The organism is Neotamlana sedimentorum (assembly GCF_000943565.1).
GTDB lineage: Bacteria > Bacteroidota > Bacteroidia > Flavobacteriales > Flavobacteriaceae > Neotamlana > Neotamlana sedimentorum.
Genome location: NZ_JTDW01000007.1, coordinates 1 through 17892, shown reverse-complemented (window position 1 = coordinate 17892; position 17892 = coordinate 1). Strand labels below are relative to the sequence as shown.

Annotated in this window: 11 protein-coding genes; 10 read left to right on the top strand and 1 reads right to left on the bottom strand. The window is 35.7% G+C overall.

All coding sequences use genetic code 11. The features are described from left to right. The first annotated feature begins 27 nt into the window (after positions 1–27). A complete protein-coding gene (gene infB, locus PW52_RS10650) occupies positions 28–2784 on the top strand; it encodes a translation initiation factor IF-2 (RefSeq protein ID WP_044632941.1) in 2757 nt (918 codons plus the stop codon). Between the two features lie 598 nt (positions 2785–3382). On the opposite strand, the gene PW52_RS10645 is transcribed toward infB, so the two are convergent. Continuing rightward, on the bottom strand, positions 3383–3775 hold the full coding sequence (locus PW52_RS10645) for an SPOR domain-containing protein (RefSeq protein ID WP_044632940.1): 393 nt from the start codon (positions 3773–3775) through the stop codon (positions 3383–3385). Positions 3776–3985: 210 nt separating this feature from the next. Between PW52_RS10645 and PW52_RS10640 the strand changes: the two genes are divergently transcribed. The 9 genes from PW52_RS10640 to PW52_RS10600 all read left to right on the top strand — a co-directional run. Then, complete coding sequence (locus PW52_RS10640) at positions 3986–5281, top strand: c-type cytochrome (RefSeq protein ID WP_044632939.1); 1296 nt, start codon at positions 3986–3988, stop codon at positions 5279–5281. 28 nt (positions 5282–5309) lie between these two features. Beyond that, positions 5310–8576, top strand: coding sequence for a TAT-variant-translocated molybdopterin oxidoreductase (locus tag PW52_RS10635; RefSeq protein ID WP_044632938.1), 3267 nt, complete (start codon positions 5310–5312; stop codon positions 8574–8576). A gap of 29 nt (positions 8577–8605) precedes the next feature. Continuing rightward, complete coding sequence (gene nrfD, locus PW52_RS10630; RefSeq protein WP_082050895.1) at positions 8606–10342, top strand: NrfD/PsrC family molybdoenzyme membrane anchor subunit; 1737 nt, start codon at positions 8606–8608, stop codon at positions 10340–10342. 9 nt (positions 10343–10351) lie between these two features. After that, positions 10352–10882, top strand: coding sequence for a DUF3341 domain-containing protein (locus PW52_RS10625; RefSeq protein WP_044632937.1), 531 nt, complete (start codon positions 10352–10354; stop codon positions 10880–10882). Positions 10883–10889: 7 nt separating this feature from the next. Then, complete coding sequence (locus PW52_RS10620; RefSeq protein WP_044632936.1) at positions 10890–11441, top strand: c-type cytochrome; 552 nt, start codon at positions 10890–10892, stop codon at positions 11439–11441. Between the two features lie 13 nt (positions 11442–11454). Further along, positions 11455–12831 carry a quinol:cytochrome C oxidoreductase gene (locus tag PW52_RS10615; RefSeq protein ID WP_044632935.1) on the top strand — a complete coding sequence of 459 codons (1377 nt, stop codon included), beginning with the start codon at positions 11455–11457 and terminating at the stop codon, positions 12829–12831. Between the two features lie 29 nt (positions 12832–12860). Next, positions 12861–13928: a cytochrome c oxidase subunit II gene (locus tag PW52_RS10610; RefSeq protein ID WP_044632934.1), complete on the top strand. Its 1068-nt coding sequence runs from the start codon at positions 12861–12863 to the stop codon at positions 13926–13928. Positions 13929–13955: 27 nt separating this feature from the next. After that, the gene (locus tag PW52_RS10605; RefSeq protein ID WP_044632933.1) at positions 13956–15746 is read left to right on the top strand and encodes a cytochrome c oxidase subunit I; all 1791 of its coding nucleotides are present in this window, start codon (positions 13956–13958) and stop codon (positions 15744–15746) included. 212 nt (positions 15747–15958) lie between these two features. Next, positions 15959–17892, top strand: a 1934-nt coding sequence (locus tag PW52_RS10600; RefSeq protein WP_044632932.1) for a hypothetical protein, incomplete at its 3' end; no start/stop codon positions are given.

Genomic DNA, 17892 nt, shown 5'->3' with positions numbered 1-17892 from the left:
TATATTTGAGTATTTTAAAGGCAATTTATGGCTGAAACAATAAGATTAAATAAAGTATTACGCGAACTTAACATTTCTCTAGATCGTGCTGTGGAGTTTTTAGATTCCAAAGGTGTCGATATTGAGAAGCGTCCCACTACAAAAATTTCGGAAGAAACATATAAGATTCTTTCCGATGAGTTTGAGACCGACGCTAGCAAAAAAGTAAAGTCGCAAGAAGTAAGTGAAGCAAAGCTAAAAGAGAAGGAAGATTTACGTATTAAACGTGAAAAAGAACTCGAAGCTAAGCAAAAAGCCCAAGATGAAGCCCGCGAAGCTCAAGAAAAAGCGCGTCAAGAAGCGCAAAAGAATGAGGTTGTTAAAGCAGCAAAAACGCTTACTGGACCAAAGCAAGTTGGTAAAATAGATTTAGAGCCTAAAAAGGTTGATAAAAAACCTGAACCAGAAGCGCCAAAACCAGAGGAAACCGCTAAAAAAGCACCAGAAACTCCTAAAGTTGAGGTTGCAAAAGAAGTTAAACCAGAGGTTAAAGCTGAAGCACCTGCAAAGCCTAAAGAAGCCGAAGCTCCAAAAGCAGAAGCGCCTAAAACAGATATTGCTGTTTCAGGAGGCCGTGTAAAAACGCAGTACCAAAAACTTACGGGTCCTAAAATTGCAGGAGATAAAATTGATTTATCGCAATTTAATAAGCCAAAGAAGAAAAAAGACGATAAGAAAACCGATGCCAAAGATGGTGCCGGAGCTCAAAATAAAAGAAAACGCCGCAGAATTAGTAAAACTGGTGGCGGTACGCCAAACGATAATAGAGGCGGAAATAATAATAACAGAAACGATCGCTTTAAAGGTAAAGGAAGAGGCAGAACTGTGGTTAAAGAAGAGCCTAGCGAAGAAGATGTTAAAAAACAAGTACGCGAAACGCTTGAAAAACTCCAAGGGAAATCTAATAAAGGTCGTGGTGCAAAATATCGTAGAGATAAACGTGATCAACACAGAGATCAAACCGAAAGAGAATTACAAGCAGAAGCAGCAGAAAGTAAAATACTTAAAGTTACAGAGTTTGTTACAGCTAGTGAGGTAGCAACCATGATGGATGTTGGGGTAACTCAAATTATTTCGGCATGTATGTCGTTAGGAATGATGGTTACTATGAACCAACGTTTAGATGCTGAAACCTTATCTATAGTTGCAGAAGAGTTTGGTTATAAAGTAGAATTTGTAACTGCCGATATCGAAGAAGCAATCGAAGAGGTTGAAGATAAACCAGAAGATTTAAAATCGCGTGCGCCAATTGTAACTGTAATGGGTCATGTCGATCATGGTAAAACATCACTTTTAGATTACATTCGTGAAGAAAATGTAATTGCAGGCGAATCTGGTGGAATCACACAGCATATCGGTGCTTATGGTGTTCAGTTAGAAAGCGGACAAAAAATAGCATTCCTTGATACACCTGGTCACGAGGCCTTTACAGCAATGCGTGCACGTGGTGCTCAAGTAACAGATATTGCTATTATTGTTGCTGCTGCAGATGATGATATTATGCCACAAACAAAAGAGGCTATTTCTCATGCTCAAGCTGCAGGAGTACCAATTGTTTTTGCAATTAATAAAATTGATAAGCCTGATGCTAATCCAGATAAAATTAAAGAAGGCTTAGCTAATATGAACTTATTAGTTGAAGATTGGGGAGGTAAAATTCAATCACATGATATTTCGGCTAAATTTGGTACAGGTGTTAACGAACTACTTGAAAAAGTATTACTTGAAGCCGAACTATTGGAGCTAAAAGCAAATCCGAATAAAGCTGCTACAGGTACTGTTGTTGAAGCATATTTAGATAAAGGTCGTGGTTATGTATCTACTATATTAGTACAAGCCGGTACTTTACGAATAGGAGATTATGTGTTGGCTGGTCAACATAGCGGTAAAGTAAAAGCTATGCATGATGAACGCGGACACGATGTTGCAGAAGCAGGTCCATCAACTCCAGTTTCTATACTTGGTTTAGATGGCGCGCCACAAGCAGGTGATAAGTTTAATGTATTTGAAGACGAACGTGAAGCGAAGCAAATTGCAACTAAACGTGCGCAGTTACAACGTGAGCAATCGGTTAGAACACAACGCCATATTACACTTGATGAAATTGGACGTCGTATTGCATTAGGAGATTTCCAGGAGCTTAATATCATACTTAAAGGTGATGTGGATGGTTCTGTTGAAGCATTAACAGATTCTTTCCAAAAATTATCTACCGAAGAAATACATGTAAATATTATACATAAAGGAGTAGGTGCAATTACAGAAAGTGATGTTTTGCTTGCAACAGCTTCAGATGCTATTATTATCGGATTTAATGTGCGTCCTGTTGGAAATGCAAGAAGTATTGCAGATAAGGAAGAAATTGATATCAGAACATACTCCATTATTTATGATGCTATAAACGATCTTAAAGATGCTATGGAAGGTATGCTTTCTCCAGAACTTAAGGAAGAAGTTACAGGTACGGCAGAAATTAGAGAAATTTTCAAAGTGTCTAAAATTGGTAGTATTGCAGGTTGTATGGTTACAAATGGTAAAATACTTAGAAGCTCTGGTGTACGTTTAATACGTGATGGTGTAGTTGTTTATACAGGAGAATTAGCTTCTTTGAAACGTTTTAAAGATGATGTGAAAGAGGTGTCAAAAGGTTATGATTGTGGTATGCAAATTAAAGGTTACAACGATATTAAAGAAGGCGACATTATTGAAGCTTTCCACGAAGTTGAAGTTAAAAAGAAATTGTAATCTTTTCACAGTTTGTATAAAAATAAAAAACCAATTATTTTGGTTTTACAAAGGTCGGAAGCATATTCCGGCCTTTTTTTGTATGTAAGTTTTAAAAAATGCTTTTCACTATTAAAGAGCAAGAGTGTACCCTCTAACAAGAGGGGAGTTAGGGGTGTGTAAATTTTAGAAATAAAGTTTATACTTTTAGGTTTTTCCTAACCTTCAAATGAGTTTTAAACAGCCTTATTGAAATTTCAAATACATCCAAATCAAGAATTAATTAAAGGCGCGTTATTAAATGTGAGAAGGGTGGTTTTAAAATAGCAAATAAAATAATTTGTTATGTTTTACATGGCCATATACAATACTAATGACATATAACCCGATATTAATGCCTAATTAATAACCATGGTAGTTTCCCCTCTAAAAAGAGGGGAGTAAGGGATGTGTCATAATCATGGAATTAGTTTCTGGTATTTAACAATATTAAATAAAAATCACGTATGTATAAAAAGTAAGAGCAACATAAGGTGTCGTTAGAACTTAAACCAAAAAAAAGCAATCTTGATAAAATCTCGATTGCTTTATAATTTTCGATAAACGGTTATGCGTAATTTTAACTTTTCTTCGGTTTAAAAATAAAAGCACTAGGAAAGGTTTTTTTAATCGATTTTAAAGCGCGGTCGGCTTCCAATCTTGTTCTAAAATTTCCAGCCCAAACCTTAAAATTAGGTGCTTCAAATTGTAATGTTGGATGCCAAGACCTGTAAACCTCACTAAATTCCTTTTGCGCGGTTTGCGCACCATTTCGGTTTCCAGAATACACCTGTATTTTATAGCGTTCCGAATCGGTTTCATTACTGTTAATTTCTTTTTTTAATGCTAATAGTTCTTTAATTTTTGGGTCTTCATTTATGGTAACTGTACCATCTTGAGCGAATAAATTACTGTTACTAAAAGCTAAGATGCTAACAGTGAATAAAATGGCTTTTGAGTTTAATACTTTCATTACTAGATAGGTTTATACAAATGTATACGTTATAAATTAAATTGCGGATTATATTTTATTTAGACTCTCTCTAAATTAATAATTAACACATAATGAACATTTCTAAAATCGACTTTAAATGTTACTTTTGCGAGAGATTTTAATTGATTTATTCTTTTTAACCATAAGAAAAAATCATACCAAAGTTTAGAAGTTAATTCAACCAATAATATGAAACAGGTGATTCACCGAAAATTAAGTAAAAACTTTCTTCGTTCTAGCTTAATTATTTTATTAGCGTTTACAACTGTTCTTTCTGCTCAAGAAGGAGATCCAGCAAAAGGAAAATCATTATTTAATGCCAATTGTGCAGCTTGTCATCAACTTGATAAAAAAATGACAGGTCCTGCACTTCGTAATGTCGAGCAGCGTTTGTCTAACGATGAAGGCTTAGATCGCGATTGGATTCATGCTTGGGTTCGTAACAGTTCTGGGGTAATTAAATCTGGAGACGCATATGCGAATAAGGTTTACAATGAATATGGAGGAGCTGCAATGACTGCTTTTCCACAGTTGTCAGATGAGGATATTAATAATATTTTAGCTTACACTGCCGAGGAAAAATCGGCGCCAGCTCAAAATGCGGCTGTTGCTGTTACTGCTAATTCAGGTAGTGGTTCGTCTAGCGGTGTGTCTAATGAAATTATATTAGGGGCGTTGGCGGTATTGTTTATATTACTTGCTTTAGGGCTTTATTTAGTTAATAAAACATTACGACGTTTTGCGGTTGCTCAAGATATTGAGTTGCCTGAAACTGCAAAAAGAACTCCGCTTTGGAAAGCATTTGTGCAAAATCAATTTTTAATGATTGTTGTTGCTATATTCTTTTTGCTTTCTAGTGCATATTTTGTGTATGGATATTTATCTCAGGTAGGTGTCGACCAAGGATATCAGCCAGTGCAGCCTATTCACTTTTCGCATAAAATACATGCCGGAGATAATGGTATCGATTGTAAATATTGTCACTCTTCAGCTCGTGTTAGTAAAACTTCAGGTATCCCTTCTTTAAATGTTTGTATGAACTGTCATAAGTCAATTTATGAATATAACGGTGAAACTTCTCCGGAGTATTCTAAAGAATTCTACGACGGTGAAATTCAAAAGCTTTATGCTGCTGCAGGATGGAGTGATGCCGATCAAAAATATACAGGAGAATCTAAACCAGTAAAATGGGTTCGTATTCATAATTTGCCGGACTTTGCTTACTTTAACCACTCGCAACACGTAACAGTGGCTGGTGTAGAGTGTCAAACTTGTCATGGTCCAGTTGAAGAAATGGAAGTTGTGTATCAACACGCGCCATTAACAATGGGATGGTGTATAAACTGTCACCGTGAAACGAATGTTTCGGTAAAAGATAATGCTTATTACGAGAAAATTCATGAAGAATTATCGAAAAAGTACGGTGTCGACGAGTTAACAGCGGCTCAAATGGGTGGTTTAGAGTGTGGTAAGTGCCATTATTAATTAACAAGAAGTAATTCAATTATATAATATGTCATCAAACAAGAAATACTGGAAAAGTGTTGAAGAGCTAAACGAGAATAGCTCTATTGTTGAGGCGCTAAAACAAAACGAGTTTGTAGAAGAAATTCCTACTGATGAATTTTTAGGTGATAAAGAAACATTAGAGGCAACTTCTACGACACGACGCGATTTCTTAAAGTATATTGGTTTTAGTACGGCTGCAGCTTCATTGGCAGCGTGTGAAGGACCGGTTAAAAAATCTATTCCTTATGTTGTGCAACCAACGGAGATTATTCCCGGTGTTGCTAACTATTATGCAACAACTATTGCAGATGGATTTGATTTTGCGAGTGTTTTAGTGAAAACGCGTGAAGGTCGTCCAATTAAAATTGAAAATAATGCACTTGCTGGTAGTAATGGAAATGCTAATGCAAGAGTTAACGCTTCAGTTTTAGGTTTATACGATAGTTTACGTGTTCAAACACCTAAACAAGGTGATAAAGCTATTTCTTGGGGAACATTTGATGCCGAAATAACTAAGAAATTAAAAGATATAGCTAAGGCCAACAAAAAAATTGTTTTATTAACACAAACTTATGCTAGTCCTTCTACAGACAAGTTAATTTCAAAATTTAAAGAAAAATATGGGAATGTATCGCATGTAGTTTACGATGCCATTTCGGAGTCTGCTGCATTAGATGCTTACCAAGCGAAATATGGAGAACGCGGTTTAGCCGATTACGATTTCTCTAAAGCCATGACTATAGTTTCTGTTGGTGCAGATTTCTTAGGTGATTGGCAAGGTGGTGGATTTGATTCTGCGTATGCTAAAAACAGAGTGCCAGATCATGGTAAAATGTCACGTCATATTCAATTCGAAGCTAATATGTCTTTATCTGGTGCTAATGCCGATAAGCGTATTCCTGCAACACCTACCGAACAAAAATTAGCTTTAGCTAAATTATACAGCTTAATAGTTGGTGGTTCAGTTTCTGGAAATTTACCAGAGCATATTGAAGCTGCTGTTAAAAATGCAGCTGCCGAACTTAAGTCTGCAGATGGTAAAGCTGTTGTTGTAACCGGTTTACAAGATGTGAATGCTCAAACTTTGGTTTTAGAAATAAACCAAACGTTAGGTAGTAAAGCATTTGAACCGAGTACACCAATTAAAACAAGACAAGGTAGTAATGCTCAGGTAGCAGAATTAGTAGCCGATATGAAGGCTGGTAAAGTTGCGGCTATTATAATGAGTGGTGTAAATCCTATTTATACCCTTCCAAATGCTTCAGATTTTGCTGAAGGTTTAAAGAAAACAGAACTTTCTGTTGCTTTTTCATTAAAAGAAGACGAAACATCTTCTTTAGTTAACTTTATTGGTGCTGCGCCTCATTATTTAGAATCTTGGGGTGATGTTGAGCTTAAAAAAGGACATTATGCCTTGATGCAGCCAACAATTCGACCATTATTTGATACTAGACAATTTCAGGACACTTTATTGAAGTGGACAGAAACTGAAGGATCTTATCACGATTTTATTAAATCAACTTGGAATAGTAGCGTACTAGGTGGTGCATCATTTAACCAAGCATTACACGATGGTGTATACATTGCTTCGGCATATGCTTCAAATGGGGCTTTAGCTAAAACTGTAACCAGTGCAGAATCTACTTTAAAAGATAAAAAAGATAGAACTTGGGTTGGTGGTGTTATACACGGTGCTGCAGTAGGAATTGGTTTAAAAGAAGAAGATAAAGATGAATATATAACTACAACCTCTACAACTACAGTTTCTAACGGAAGTGTAGCAATAAATGGAGTAAATGTTGTAAGCGGTGTTGCCGCAGCTAAAGCTTTAGCTTCATCAGCTAAATCTAATGGCTTGGAATTGGTATTGTATTCTAAAACCGGTATGGGTGATGGGCAACAAGCCAATAACCCATGGTTACAAGAATTCCCAGATCCAATTTCACGTGTGTCTTGGGATAACTACTTAACAGTTTCGAAAAGTGATGCTGAAAAGTTAGGATTGAAAAATGTACATGTAGCCACTGGTGCTCTTGATGGTAGTTATGCCGATGTAACGGTTAACGGAACCACATTAAAAAATGTACCAGTTTTAATTCAACCAGGTCAAGCTAAAGGTTCTGTAGGACTTTCGTTTGGTTATGGTCGAAAGTTGGGTCTTAAAGACGAAATGAAAACAGGTGTTAATGCTTATGAGCTTTACACTAAATTTGAAACTGTACAAGAGGTTACCGTAAAAGCGACATCTGGAATGCATGAATTTGCTTGTGTACAGTTACATAATACATTAATGGGTCGTGGTGATATTTTAAAAGAAACAACTCTTGAAATATTTAACACCAAAGACAAATCGCATTGGAATCCAATTCCAGTTGTTTCTTTAAACCATGAAGAAACTCCAGTAACCTCTCCAGAAGTTGATTTATGGGATGAGTTCGATCGTTCCATTGGGCATCATTTTAATTTATCAATCGATTTAAATGCTTGTACCGGTTGTGGTGCTTGTGTTATCGCTTGTCATGCCGAAAACAACGTGCCTGTAGTAGGTAAAGAAGAAGTACGTCGTAGCCGTGATATGCATTGGTTACGTATAGATAGATATTACTCTTCAGATGATACATTTGAAGGTGATAACGAAAAGAAAGATGGTTTCTCTGGTTTATTTGGAGATAACGGATCGTTAGGTGGATTTGGTGAGATGGAACATCCTGCCGATAATCCTCAAGTATCTTTCCAACCTGTAATGTGTCAGCATTGTAACCATGCACCTTGTGAAACAGTTTGTCCTGTTGCAGCAACCTCACATGGTCGTCAAGGACAAAACCACATGGCTTATAACCGTTGTGTTGGTACCCGTTATTGTGCAAACAACTGTCCGTATAAAGTGCGTCGTTTTAACTGGTTCTTGTACAATGGTAACGATGAGTTCGATTATCATATGAACGATGATTTAGGACGAATGGTATTAAACCCAGATGTTGTTGTACGTTCTCGTGGTGTTATGGAAAAATGTTCAATGTGTATTCAAATGACACAAAAAACAATTCTTGATGCTAAACGTGATGGTCGCCCAATAAAAGATGGTGAATTCCAAACCGCATGTTCTGCGGCTTGTAGTAGTGGAGCCATGGTATTTGGAGATATTAACGATAAGGAAAGTAAAGTTGCAAAACTTAAAGAAGATAATCGTATGTATCACTTATTAGAACACGTTGGTACCAAACCAAATGTTCAGTATCAAACAAAAGTGAGAAATACAAAGGAAGCATAAATCTAAATTAAAGAATCAATTATATAATTATGGCGTCTCATTACGAAGCACCTATTAGAAGACCTCTAGTAACAGGCGAAAAATCATACCACGACGTAACTGTGGATGTGGCGAAGCCTGTTGAGGGAAGAGCAAATAAACAATGGTGGATTGTTTTTGGAATTTCACTTACCGCTTTTCTTTGGGGAATTGGATGTATTTTATATACCGTATCTACAGGTATTGGAACTTGGGGTTTAAATAAAACCGTGGGTTGGGCCTGGGATATTACAAACTTCGTTTGGTGGGTAGGTATCGGTCACGCAGGAACACTTATTTCTGCTGTACTTTTATTATTTCGTCAAAAATGGAGAATGGCAATTAACCGTTCAGCAGAAGCAATGACGATTTTCTCGGTTGTGCAAGCAGGTTTATTCCCTATCATACACATGGGGCGTCCGTGGTTAGGATATTGGGTATTGCCTATTCCAAATCAATTTGGTTCGTTATGGGTTAACTTTAACTCACCATTACTTTGGGATGTATTTGCAATTTCTACCTATTTATCGGTATCATTAGTATTCTGGTGGACTGGTTTATTACCTGATTTTGCTATGTTACGTGATAGAGCAATTAAACCTTTCCAAAAGAAAATATATGCTTTATTAAGTTTTGGATGGTCTGGTCGTGCTAAAGATTGGCAACGTTTTGAAGAAGTATCTTTGGTACTTGCTGGTTTAGCAACTCCGCTTGTACTTTCTGTACATACAATTGTATCGTTTGACTTTGCTACATCGGTTATACCTGGATGGCATACAACAATTTTTCCACCTTATTTCGTTGCTGGTGCGGTATTCTCTGGTTTCGCTATGGTAAACACGCTTCTTATTATTATGAGAAAAGTGTGTAACCTAGAAGATTATATTACTGTACAACATATCGAATTAATGAACTTAGTAATTATGATTACAGGTTCTATTGTAGGTGTAGCTTATATTACTGAGTTATTTATTGCTTGGTATTCTGGTGTAGAATACGAACAATATGCGTTCTTAAACAGAGCAACAGGTCCTTATGCTTGGGCATATTGGATGATGATGTCTTGTAACGTATTTTCTCCACAGTTTATGTGGTTTAAAAAATTAAGAACAAGTATTATGTTCTCGTTTATCATCTCAATTGTGGTAAATATTGGAATGTGGTTTGAGCGTTTCGTAATTATTGTAACATCATTACACCGCGATTATCTGCCATCTTCTTGGACGATGTTTTCGCCAACGTTTGTAGATATAGGAATATTTATTGGTACAATAGGATTCTTCTTTGTATTATTCTTATTATACTCAAGAACATTCCCTGTAATCGCCCAGGCAGAGGTCAAAACGATATTAAAATCTTCTGGAGAACGCTATAAGAATTTAAGAGAATCTGGAAAAACCTTAGTGGGTTCTGGTGCCGATGCTCGTACATCCAGTATTTATGGTCTAGAGATTAAAAGTGAAGTGATTGAAGTTTCTGAGGAAGAAAAAGCAGAACGCGTTACTAGTCTTTTAGGAACTATTGGTGCTTTCGATACGGAAACTCAAACACCGGATGATTTAAAGAAAATAAGTGGTGTTGGACCTAAAATGGAAGAGGTTTTAAATAGCATTGGTATTTATACCTTCCTTCAAGTTAGTAAAATGACCAAAAATGAATATGACTTGTTAGACAGTATTACAGGTTCTTTCCCTGGAAGAGCAGAACGTGATGATTGGTCAGGGCAAGCTAAAAAATTAATTAACTAAACATAGTCAATGGAAGCTTCAAAAGTTATTCACGCTATTTATAACGATGACGATGTATTAATGTCTGCCGTAAAAAAAGTACGTGCAGAGAAACATCACATAGAAGAAATATACACACCATTCCCTGTTCATGGGCTAGATAAGGCTATGGGATTAGAAGGTACTAGAATTGCTATTTGTGCATTTTTATACGGCTTGGTTGGTTTAACTGTGGCAATTACCATGATGAATTTTATCATGATTGAAGATTGGCCGCAAAATATAGGTGGTAAGCCAAGTTTTAGCTACATAGAAAATATGCCGGCTTTCGTGCCAATTATGTTCGAGCTTACTGTGTTTTTTGCAGCGCATTTAATGGTAATTACCTTTTACTTACGTAGTAGAATGTGGCCGTTTAAAAAAGCCGAAAACCCTGATCCAAGAACTACTGACGATCATTTTTTAATGGAAATTGGTGTTCATGGGAATGAAGATGCTTTAGAAACTTTACTTAAAGAAACTGGAGCTGTAGAAATTAAATTAGTTGATAAAGCCCATTAATATAAATATGAAAAGCTTAATTAAAATAATAGTATTAGCAGTTGCTTTAGTAGCTGTGTCATGTAAAAAGGATTCTGCTCCTAACTATCAGTTTATGCCTAATATGTATGAATCTGCTGGTTACGAAACATATGGTGAAGCTGCCTTTAAAAACGGAGTTGAAGCGCAATTACCGGCCAAAGGTTCTATAGCGAGAGGTTTTGTTCCTTTCGATATTGAAAATTCTACAGAGGGTTACAACTTAGCAAAAGCCACTTTAAATAGTCCTTTAGATTCAACAGAAGTTGATTTAGAAAGGGGGAAAGCATTATACAACATTTACTGTGGTATTTGCCATGGTACAAAAGGAGACGGACAAGGAAACCTTGTAAAGAGAGAAAAAATACTTGGTATTCCTAGTTATGATGATGCGGGTAGAGCTATTAACGCGGGTAGTATTTACCACACTATTTATTATGGTAAAAATGCTATGGGGTCTTATGCGAACCAATTAAATGAAGAAGAGCGTTGGCAAGTTGTTAGCTACGTTTTAAAACTGAAATCAGATTTAGAAAAGTAAGATAAGTTTAGATATGTACACATTTTCAAGTAAATTAAAGATATTTTCTATCGTTCTAATTATATTAGGTGCGATAGGTGTTGGAATTGGTTTTTCCACGTCTCATAAATCTTTTGAAGAAGTTGAAACCTTACTTGCAGAAGAATCACACCACGGTGGGCACGGTGAAGCTGATGCACATCATGCACCTGCACACGATACGCATGCTAAAGAAGCGGCTCATGGTGACGCACATAATGAGCATCATGCCGAGGCTGAACATGGTCATGTTGATGAGCATGCTAAACATATCGAACACGTGCAACATCAAATAGCAAATCGTCCTTGGTCTGCTTTATATGTTGCGGCCTTTTTCTTTATGATGATTGCCTTAGGTTGTTTAGCTTTTTATGCCATTCAAATTGCATCACAAGCAGGTTGGTCGCCAGTATTGTTTAGAGTTATGGAAGCCATTACGGCGTATTTATTACCTGGTGCGTTAATTGTTTTACTTATTGCAGCGGCGTCGCACTTTATTGGACATAACAATATTTTTATCTGGATGGATCCAGAAGTTGTAGCTCACGATAAACTAATCCAGGGGAAATCTGGATGGTTAAATATTTGGGGCTTCATCTTTAGAGGTTTAATTTTTATAGGAGGTTGGAGTTTATATCGTCATTTTGCGCGTAAATTTTCAATTGCTCAAGATACAGCCGAAGATAAAAGTAACTTTAAGAAATCATTCCGTATTGCAGCTGGGTTTTTAGTGTTCTTCATTTACACAGAATCTATGATGTCTTGGGATTGGATTATGAGTGTAGATCCGCACTGGTTTTCTACCTTATTTGGATGGTACGTATTTGCAAGTATGTTTGTAAGTGGTATTACAGCCATTGCTTTAGTAACCTTATACTTAAAATCTAGAGGATATTTAGAATTTGTAAATGCAAACCATTTACATGATGTTGCTAAGTTTATGTTTGCAATTAGTATTTTCTGGACCTATTTATGGTTCTCTCAATTCATGCTTATTTGGTATTCAAATATTCCAGAAGAGGTGACCTATTTTATTTCACGTTTCAACGATTACCAATTACCATTCTTAGGTATGGTAGTATTAAACTTTGTATTCCCAATATTAATGTTAATGAATGCAGATTATAAGCGTATGCCTTGGTTTGTGGTTATGACGGGTATTGTGATTTTATTTGGCCACTACATCGATATTTTCAATATGATTATGCCTGCTACAGTAGGAGATAGATGGTCAATTGGAATTCCTGAAATTGGAGCTATTTTACTTTTTGCTGGATTATTTATATATGTAGTATTTACAGCATTAACAAAAGCGCCTTTGCTTGCTAAAGGGTATCCACTTATAAAAGAAAGTGAAGAGTTTCATTATTAATTAAGATATAAATAAAGACGAACGAAACAATGACTGCTTTATTAACAATTGTAATTTTAGTATTTATATTAATTGCCATTTGGCAAATGGTAAAGATTTTCGATTTAGCTCAAGCTAAAAATGAAAATTCTCAAATCGCTACCGATAAAGACAACACGCTTAACGGTTATTTAATGATGGGCTTTTTAGCTTTTATTTATATCATTACTTTAGTATGTGTAGTTAAATGGGGTGATTTACCCTTATTATCAAATTCTGCATCAGAGCACGGTCCTACAATCGATAATTTAATGGCTATTTCATTGGCTATTATTTTTTTGGTTCAAATAATTACACAATTCTTATTACACTATTTCGCGTTTAAGTATAAAGGTGAAAAAGGAAGAACAGCACTGTTTTTTGCCGATAATAATAAATTAGAAGCTATTTGGACTATTATACCTGTGATTGTTTTAGCTGGTTTAATTATATACGGATTAAATACATGGATTAATATTATGGGTGTTGATGAAAGTGATGATCCAATAGTTGTAGAATTATATGCGCAACAATTTAACTGGAAGGCTAGATACGCTGGTGCTGATAATACTTTAGGTAAAGCTAATGTGCGTTTAATTGATATCGACAGAGCGAATATACTAGGTTTAGATGAAGCTGATCCTAATGCGCAAGATGATATTATTACTACGGAATTGCATTTACCTGTTGGTAAGCCAGTATTATTTAAAATGCGTTCACAAGATGTACTGCATTCAGCTTACATGCCTCACTTTAGAGCGCAAATGAACTGTGTCCCTGGTATGATTACTCAATTTGGTTTTACGCCAACAGTAACTACCGAAGAAATGAGACAAACCCCAGAAATGATTGAAAAAGTTCAACATATTAATGATATTAGAGTTGAGAAAAGTGAAGCTTTAATTGCTAAGGGAGAAGATGCTTTAGAGCGTTATGAATTCGATTACTTATTACTTTGTAACAAAATTTGTGGTAAATCGCACTACAATATGCAAATGAAAATAGTTGTTGAAACTCAAGAAGAATACGACGCATGGATTAAAGAACAAAAGGAATTTAAAAACTCTCTAATTAACTAATAACTAGATTTAACAAGATATAAGATTATGTCAGCACACGAAGATAATCACGCTCACGACGACCACGGACATCATCATAAAGAAACGTTTATTACTAAATACATTTTTAGTATAGACCATAAAATGATTGCTAAACAGTATTTAATTACTGGTACCATTATGGGTATTATTGGTATTATGATGTCAATAATGTTCCGTATGCAAATTGCATGGCCAGAAGAGCCTAATGTTTTATTTGAAGCGTTATTAGGTAAATGGGCGCCAGATGGTGTAATGGATGCCGATATTTATTTAGCATTAGTTACCATCCATGGTACCATTATGGTATTTTTTGTACTTACAGCTGGTTTAAGTGGTACGTTTAGTAACTTGTTAATTCCGTTACAAATAGGAGCTAGAGATATGGCTTCTGGTTTCTTAAATATGGTATCATATTGGTTATTCTTTTTATCAAGTGTAATCATGGTACTATCATTATTTGTAGAAGCTGGACCTGCAGCCGCTGGATGGACTATCTATCCGCCATTAAGTGCATTACCTATGGCACAAGGTGGTTCTGGCGCAGGTATGACACTTTGGTTAGTATCTATGGCAATCTTTATTGCATCCTCTTTATTAGGCTCACTTAATTACGTGGTTACGGTTTTAAATTTACGTACAAAAGGTATGTCTATGACAAGATTACCCTTAACTATTTGGGCATTCTTTATTACAGCAGTAATCGGTATTATTTCATTCCCTGTATTGTTATCTGCGGCTTTATTATTAATTATGGATAGAAGTTTTGGCACGTCCTTCTTCTTATCAGATATTTTTATTCAAGGTGAAGTTTTACATTACCAAGGAGGTTCACCAGTTTTATTTGAGCACTTATTTTGGTTCTTAGGGCACCCTGAGGTATACATTGTATTATTGCCTGCATTAGGTATTACTTCAGAAATTATTGCAACTAATTCTCGTAAACCAATTTTTGGTTACCGTGCTATGATTGCTTCAATTTTAGCTATCGCATTTTTATCCACCATAGTTTGGGGTCACCATATGTTTGTATCTGGAATGAATCCATTTTTAGGTTCTGTATTTACATTTACAACATTATTAATTGCAATTCCATCGGCGGTAAAAGCCTTTAACTATATAACAACTTTATGGAAAGGTAATTTACAAATGAACCCTGCTATGTTGTTCTCTATCGGTTTAGTTTCTACATTTATTACAGGAGGTTTAACAGGTATTATTTTAGGTGATTCAGCTTTAGATATTAACGTACATGACACCTACTTTGTAGTAGCTCACTTCCATTTAGTAATGGGTATATCGGCATTATATGGAATGTTTGCTGGTATTTATCATTGGTATCCTAAAATGTTTGGTAGAATGTTAAACAAGAATTTAGGTTATTTACACTTTTGGGTAACGGCAGTTTGTGCTTATGGTGTATTTTTCCCAATGCACTTTATAGGAATGGCAGGTTTACCTCGTCGTTACTACACAAATAGTAATTTCCCTTTATTTGATGATTTAGCTGATGTAAATGTGGTAATTACAATATTTGCAATTGTTGGTGGAGCATTTCAGTTAGTATTTCTTTATAACTTCTTCTCTAGTATTTTCTTCGGAAAGAAAGCGGAACAAAATCCATGGAAATCTAATACTTTAGAATGGACAACACCGGTTGAACACGTGCATGGAAATTGGCCAGGAGCTATTCCAGAAGTACACCGTTGGGCTTACGATTATAGTAAACCAGGTCACGATGTAGACTTTGTTCCACAACATATACCTTTAAAAGAAGGAGAAGAAGAACTACAACATTAATAATATTCTTACTTATTTATAAGCCCGCTATTTATAGCGGGCTTTTTCGTTTAAATGCGTGTTTTTTAGGACGAAGTACATTTTTTTTCGTAAAAATCGATGAAATGTAAAATAAATCAGTTAAATTGCCGTGCGAGATAAATTTTATCTGTGTTTTTTTAACATAATTAACATTTGTTGAGCTTTTAACCAATTACAAATCAACCGAATCTATGAAAACAAAATCCCTTGTTAGGTTTCCAAGGTTTATTGGATCCTTTATTATGGTGTTTCTTTGGACGGCTTTTTCTTTAAATGCCCAATGTCCAATTGTAACAAACCCTACGCCACCACCTATTTGTGATGCCTCAGGTTATACCTTTTCCAATTTAAGTGCAGATTATGTTACCAATGGCGGAAATGGTATCGTCTGGTATGACGCTATTTCAGATGGAAGTCTAATTAACAACAATGAATTAGTTAAAGAAGGCACTTATTATGTCGACGATAATTCTGGAACATGTGGTATACGTCAATCTATAGTCGTAAATTTTGCAGTAGGAGCAACGGGTGAAAATTTTGATCAAATTTACTGTAGTAATGAAAATGCTACTGTTCAAAGTTATATTGATGATGTTTTAGATTCTGAAATACCGACAGGAGGAAGTATAGAACTTTATAATGATTCGGCATTAACCGATTTAGTGAGTCCATCAGATGATTTACCAAATGGAGCAAAAAGTTATTATATTGTTTTTGTAGATAATAGTGGTTGTAAAAGTCAGATTGAAGTTGGACAAGTGGGAGTATTCGATGCCCCAGCAAACCCCACGCCAACTAGCCCACAAATATTTTGTTCAGATACAAATCCTACAATTGCCGATTTAAATCCTGGAACTACCGAAACTAATTATAGTTGGTATGCTAATGTTGATGGTTCTGGTGAACCTATACCACCAGCGCTTTCTAATACAACAGTTTTAGTTGATGGTAGTACATATTATATTCAAATTAATAGTTTCTTTTGTACAAGTGATGCAGTAGGCGTAATGGTAGAAGTTTATGATCCTGTAGATGCGGGTTCATCTAGTACTTTAGAGTATTGTAATGATAATTTACCATCGGCTTTTAATTTATTTGACGAGTTAGGCGGAACACCAGAAACTACAGGAACATGGTCTGGACCTTTAACTACATCAAACGGCTATCAAGGTACAGTAGACATTAGTTCTTTAACTACTGCCGGAAATTATATTTTTACATATAGTGTTTTAAGTAATAATGATTGTCCAGATTCAACTGCAACAGTTACAATTACAGTAAACGAAACACTTTCTGCGGGTAATGCATCAGCTACAAATCCAGAATCTTTTTGTGAATCCAATTTACCAACAAGTTTCGATTTATTTACCTTATTAGAAAATTATGATTTAGCAGGTAGCTGGACTCAAGGGACGTTAATTACTGACCCTGTTGTACTGACTCCAATTGATTTGTCTAGTTATACAAGTGGCACTTATAATTTTACGTATTGGCAAAATGTGGCTCCAAACCCTTGTCCACAAGAGTCTACAACAGTACAGGTAATCGTTTTAGAAGACCCAGATGCTGGTGTTGCAATTAATCAAGTGTTTTGTGAAAATGAATTGTCTACCAATTCACCATTTAATTTATTTGATGCTTTGGATGGATCGCAAGATCACGATTCTGGAACATGGACAGACGTTTCTGGTAATACAATTTCAAGTAATTTAGATATAACTAACTTAACGGTAGCAGGAAGCCCTTATACTTTTAATTATACAATAGATAATGGTACTTGTTCAGATACTGAACCAATAACTATTTCGGTTGAAGAAGCTCCAGAATCTGGTACAGCAAATGCACCGGCCGAATTTTGTGAAGGTGAAGCTCCAACAAGTTACGATTTATTCGATTTATTAGAAAATGAAGATCAAACAGGAACTTGGTATGTTGGTTCTGATACTTCAGGAGCAACTGCAAACAACATTATTAATCCATCAGGATCAGGATTTACCGCAGGCACATATTACTATACTTATGATGTGGCTACTATCGGAAGTTGTGATGATATAGACGTAACGGTTAGCATTATAATTAACCCATTACCAAATGCAGGAACACCAACGCCAGCCACCTTTTGTGC

What these genes read in the sequence shown, in the direction of transcription:
- infB (WP_044632941.1), top strand. Translation starts at nt 28, where the DNA reads ATGGCTGAAACAATAAGATTAAATAAAGTATTACGCGAACTTAACATT.
- PW52_RS10645 (WP_044632940.1), bottom strand. Translation starts at nt 3,775, where the DNA reads ATGAAAGTATTAAACTCAAAAGCCATTTTATTCACTGTTAGCATCTTA.
- PW52_RS10640 (WP_044632939.1), top strand. Translation starts at nt 3,986, where the DNA reads ATGAAACAGGTGATTCACCGAAAATTAAGTAAAAACTTTCTTCGTTCT.
- PW52_RS10635 (WP_044632938.1), top strand. Translation starts at nt 5,310, where the DNA reads ATGTCATCAAACAAGAAATACTGGAAAAGTGTTGAAGAGCTAAACGAG.
- nrfD (WP_082050895.1), top strand. Translation starts at nt 8,606, where the DNA reads ATGGCGTCTCATTACGAAGCACCTATTAGAAGACCTCTAGTAACAGGC.
- PW52_RS10625 (WP_044632937.1), top strand. Translation starts at nt 10,352, where the DNA reads ATGGAAGCTTCAAAAGTTATTCACGCTATTTATAACGATGACGATGTA.
- PW52_RS10620 (WP_044632936.1), top strand. Translation starts at nt 10,890, where the DNA reads ATGAAAAGCTTAATTAAAATAATAGTATTAGCAGTTGCTTTAGTAGCT.
- PW52_RS10615 (WP_044632935.1), top strand. Translation starts at nt 11,455, where the DNA reads ATGTACACATTTTCAAGTAAATTAAAGATATTTTCTATCGTTCTAATT.
- PW52_RS10610 (WP_044632934.1), top strand. Translation starts at nt 12,861, where the DNA reads ATGACTGCTTTATTAACAATTGTAATTTTAGTATTTATATTAATTGCC.
- PW52_RS10605 (WP_044632933.1), top strand. Translation starts at nt 13,956, where the DNA reads ATGTCAGCACACGAAGATAATCACGCTCACGACGACCACGGACATCAT.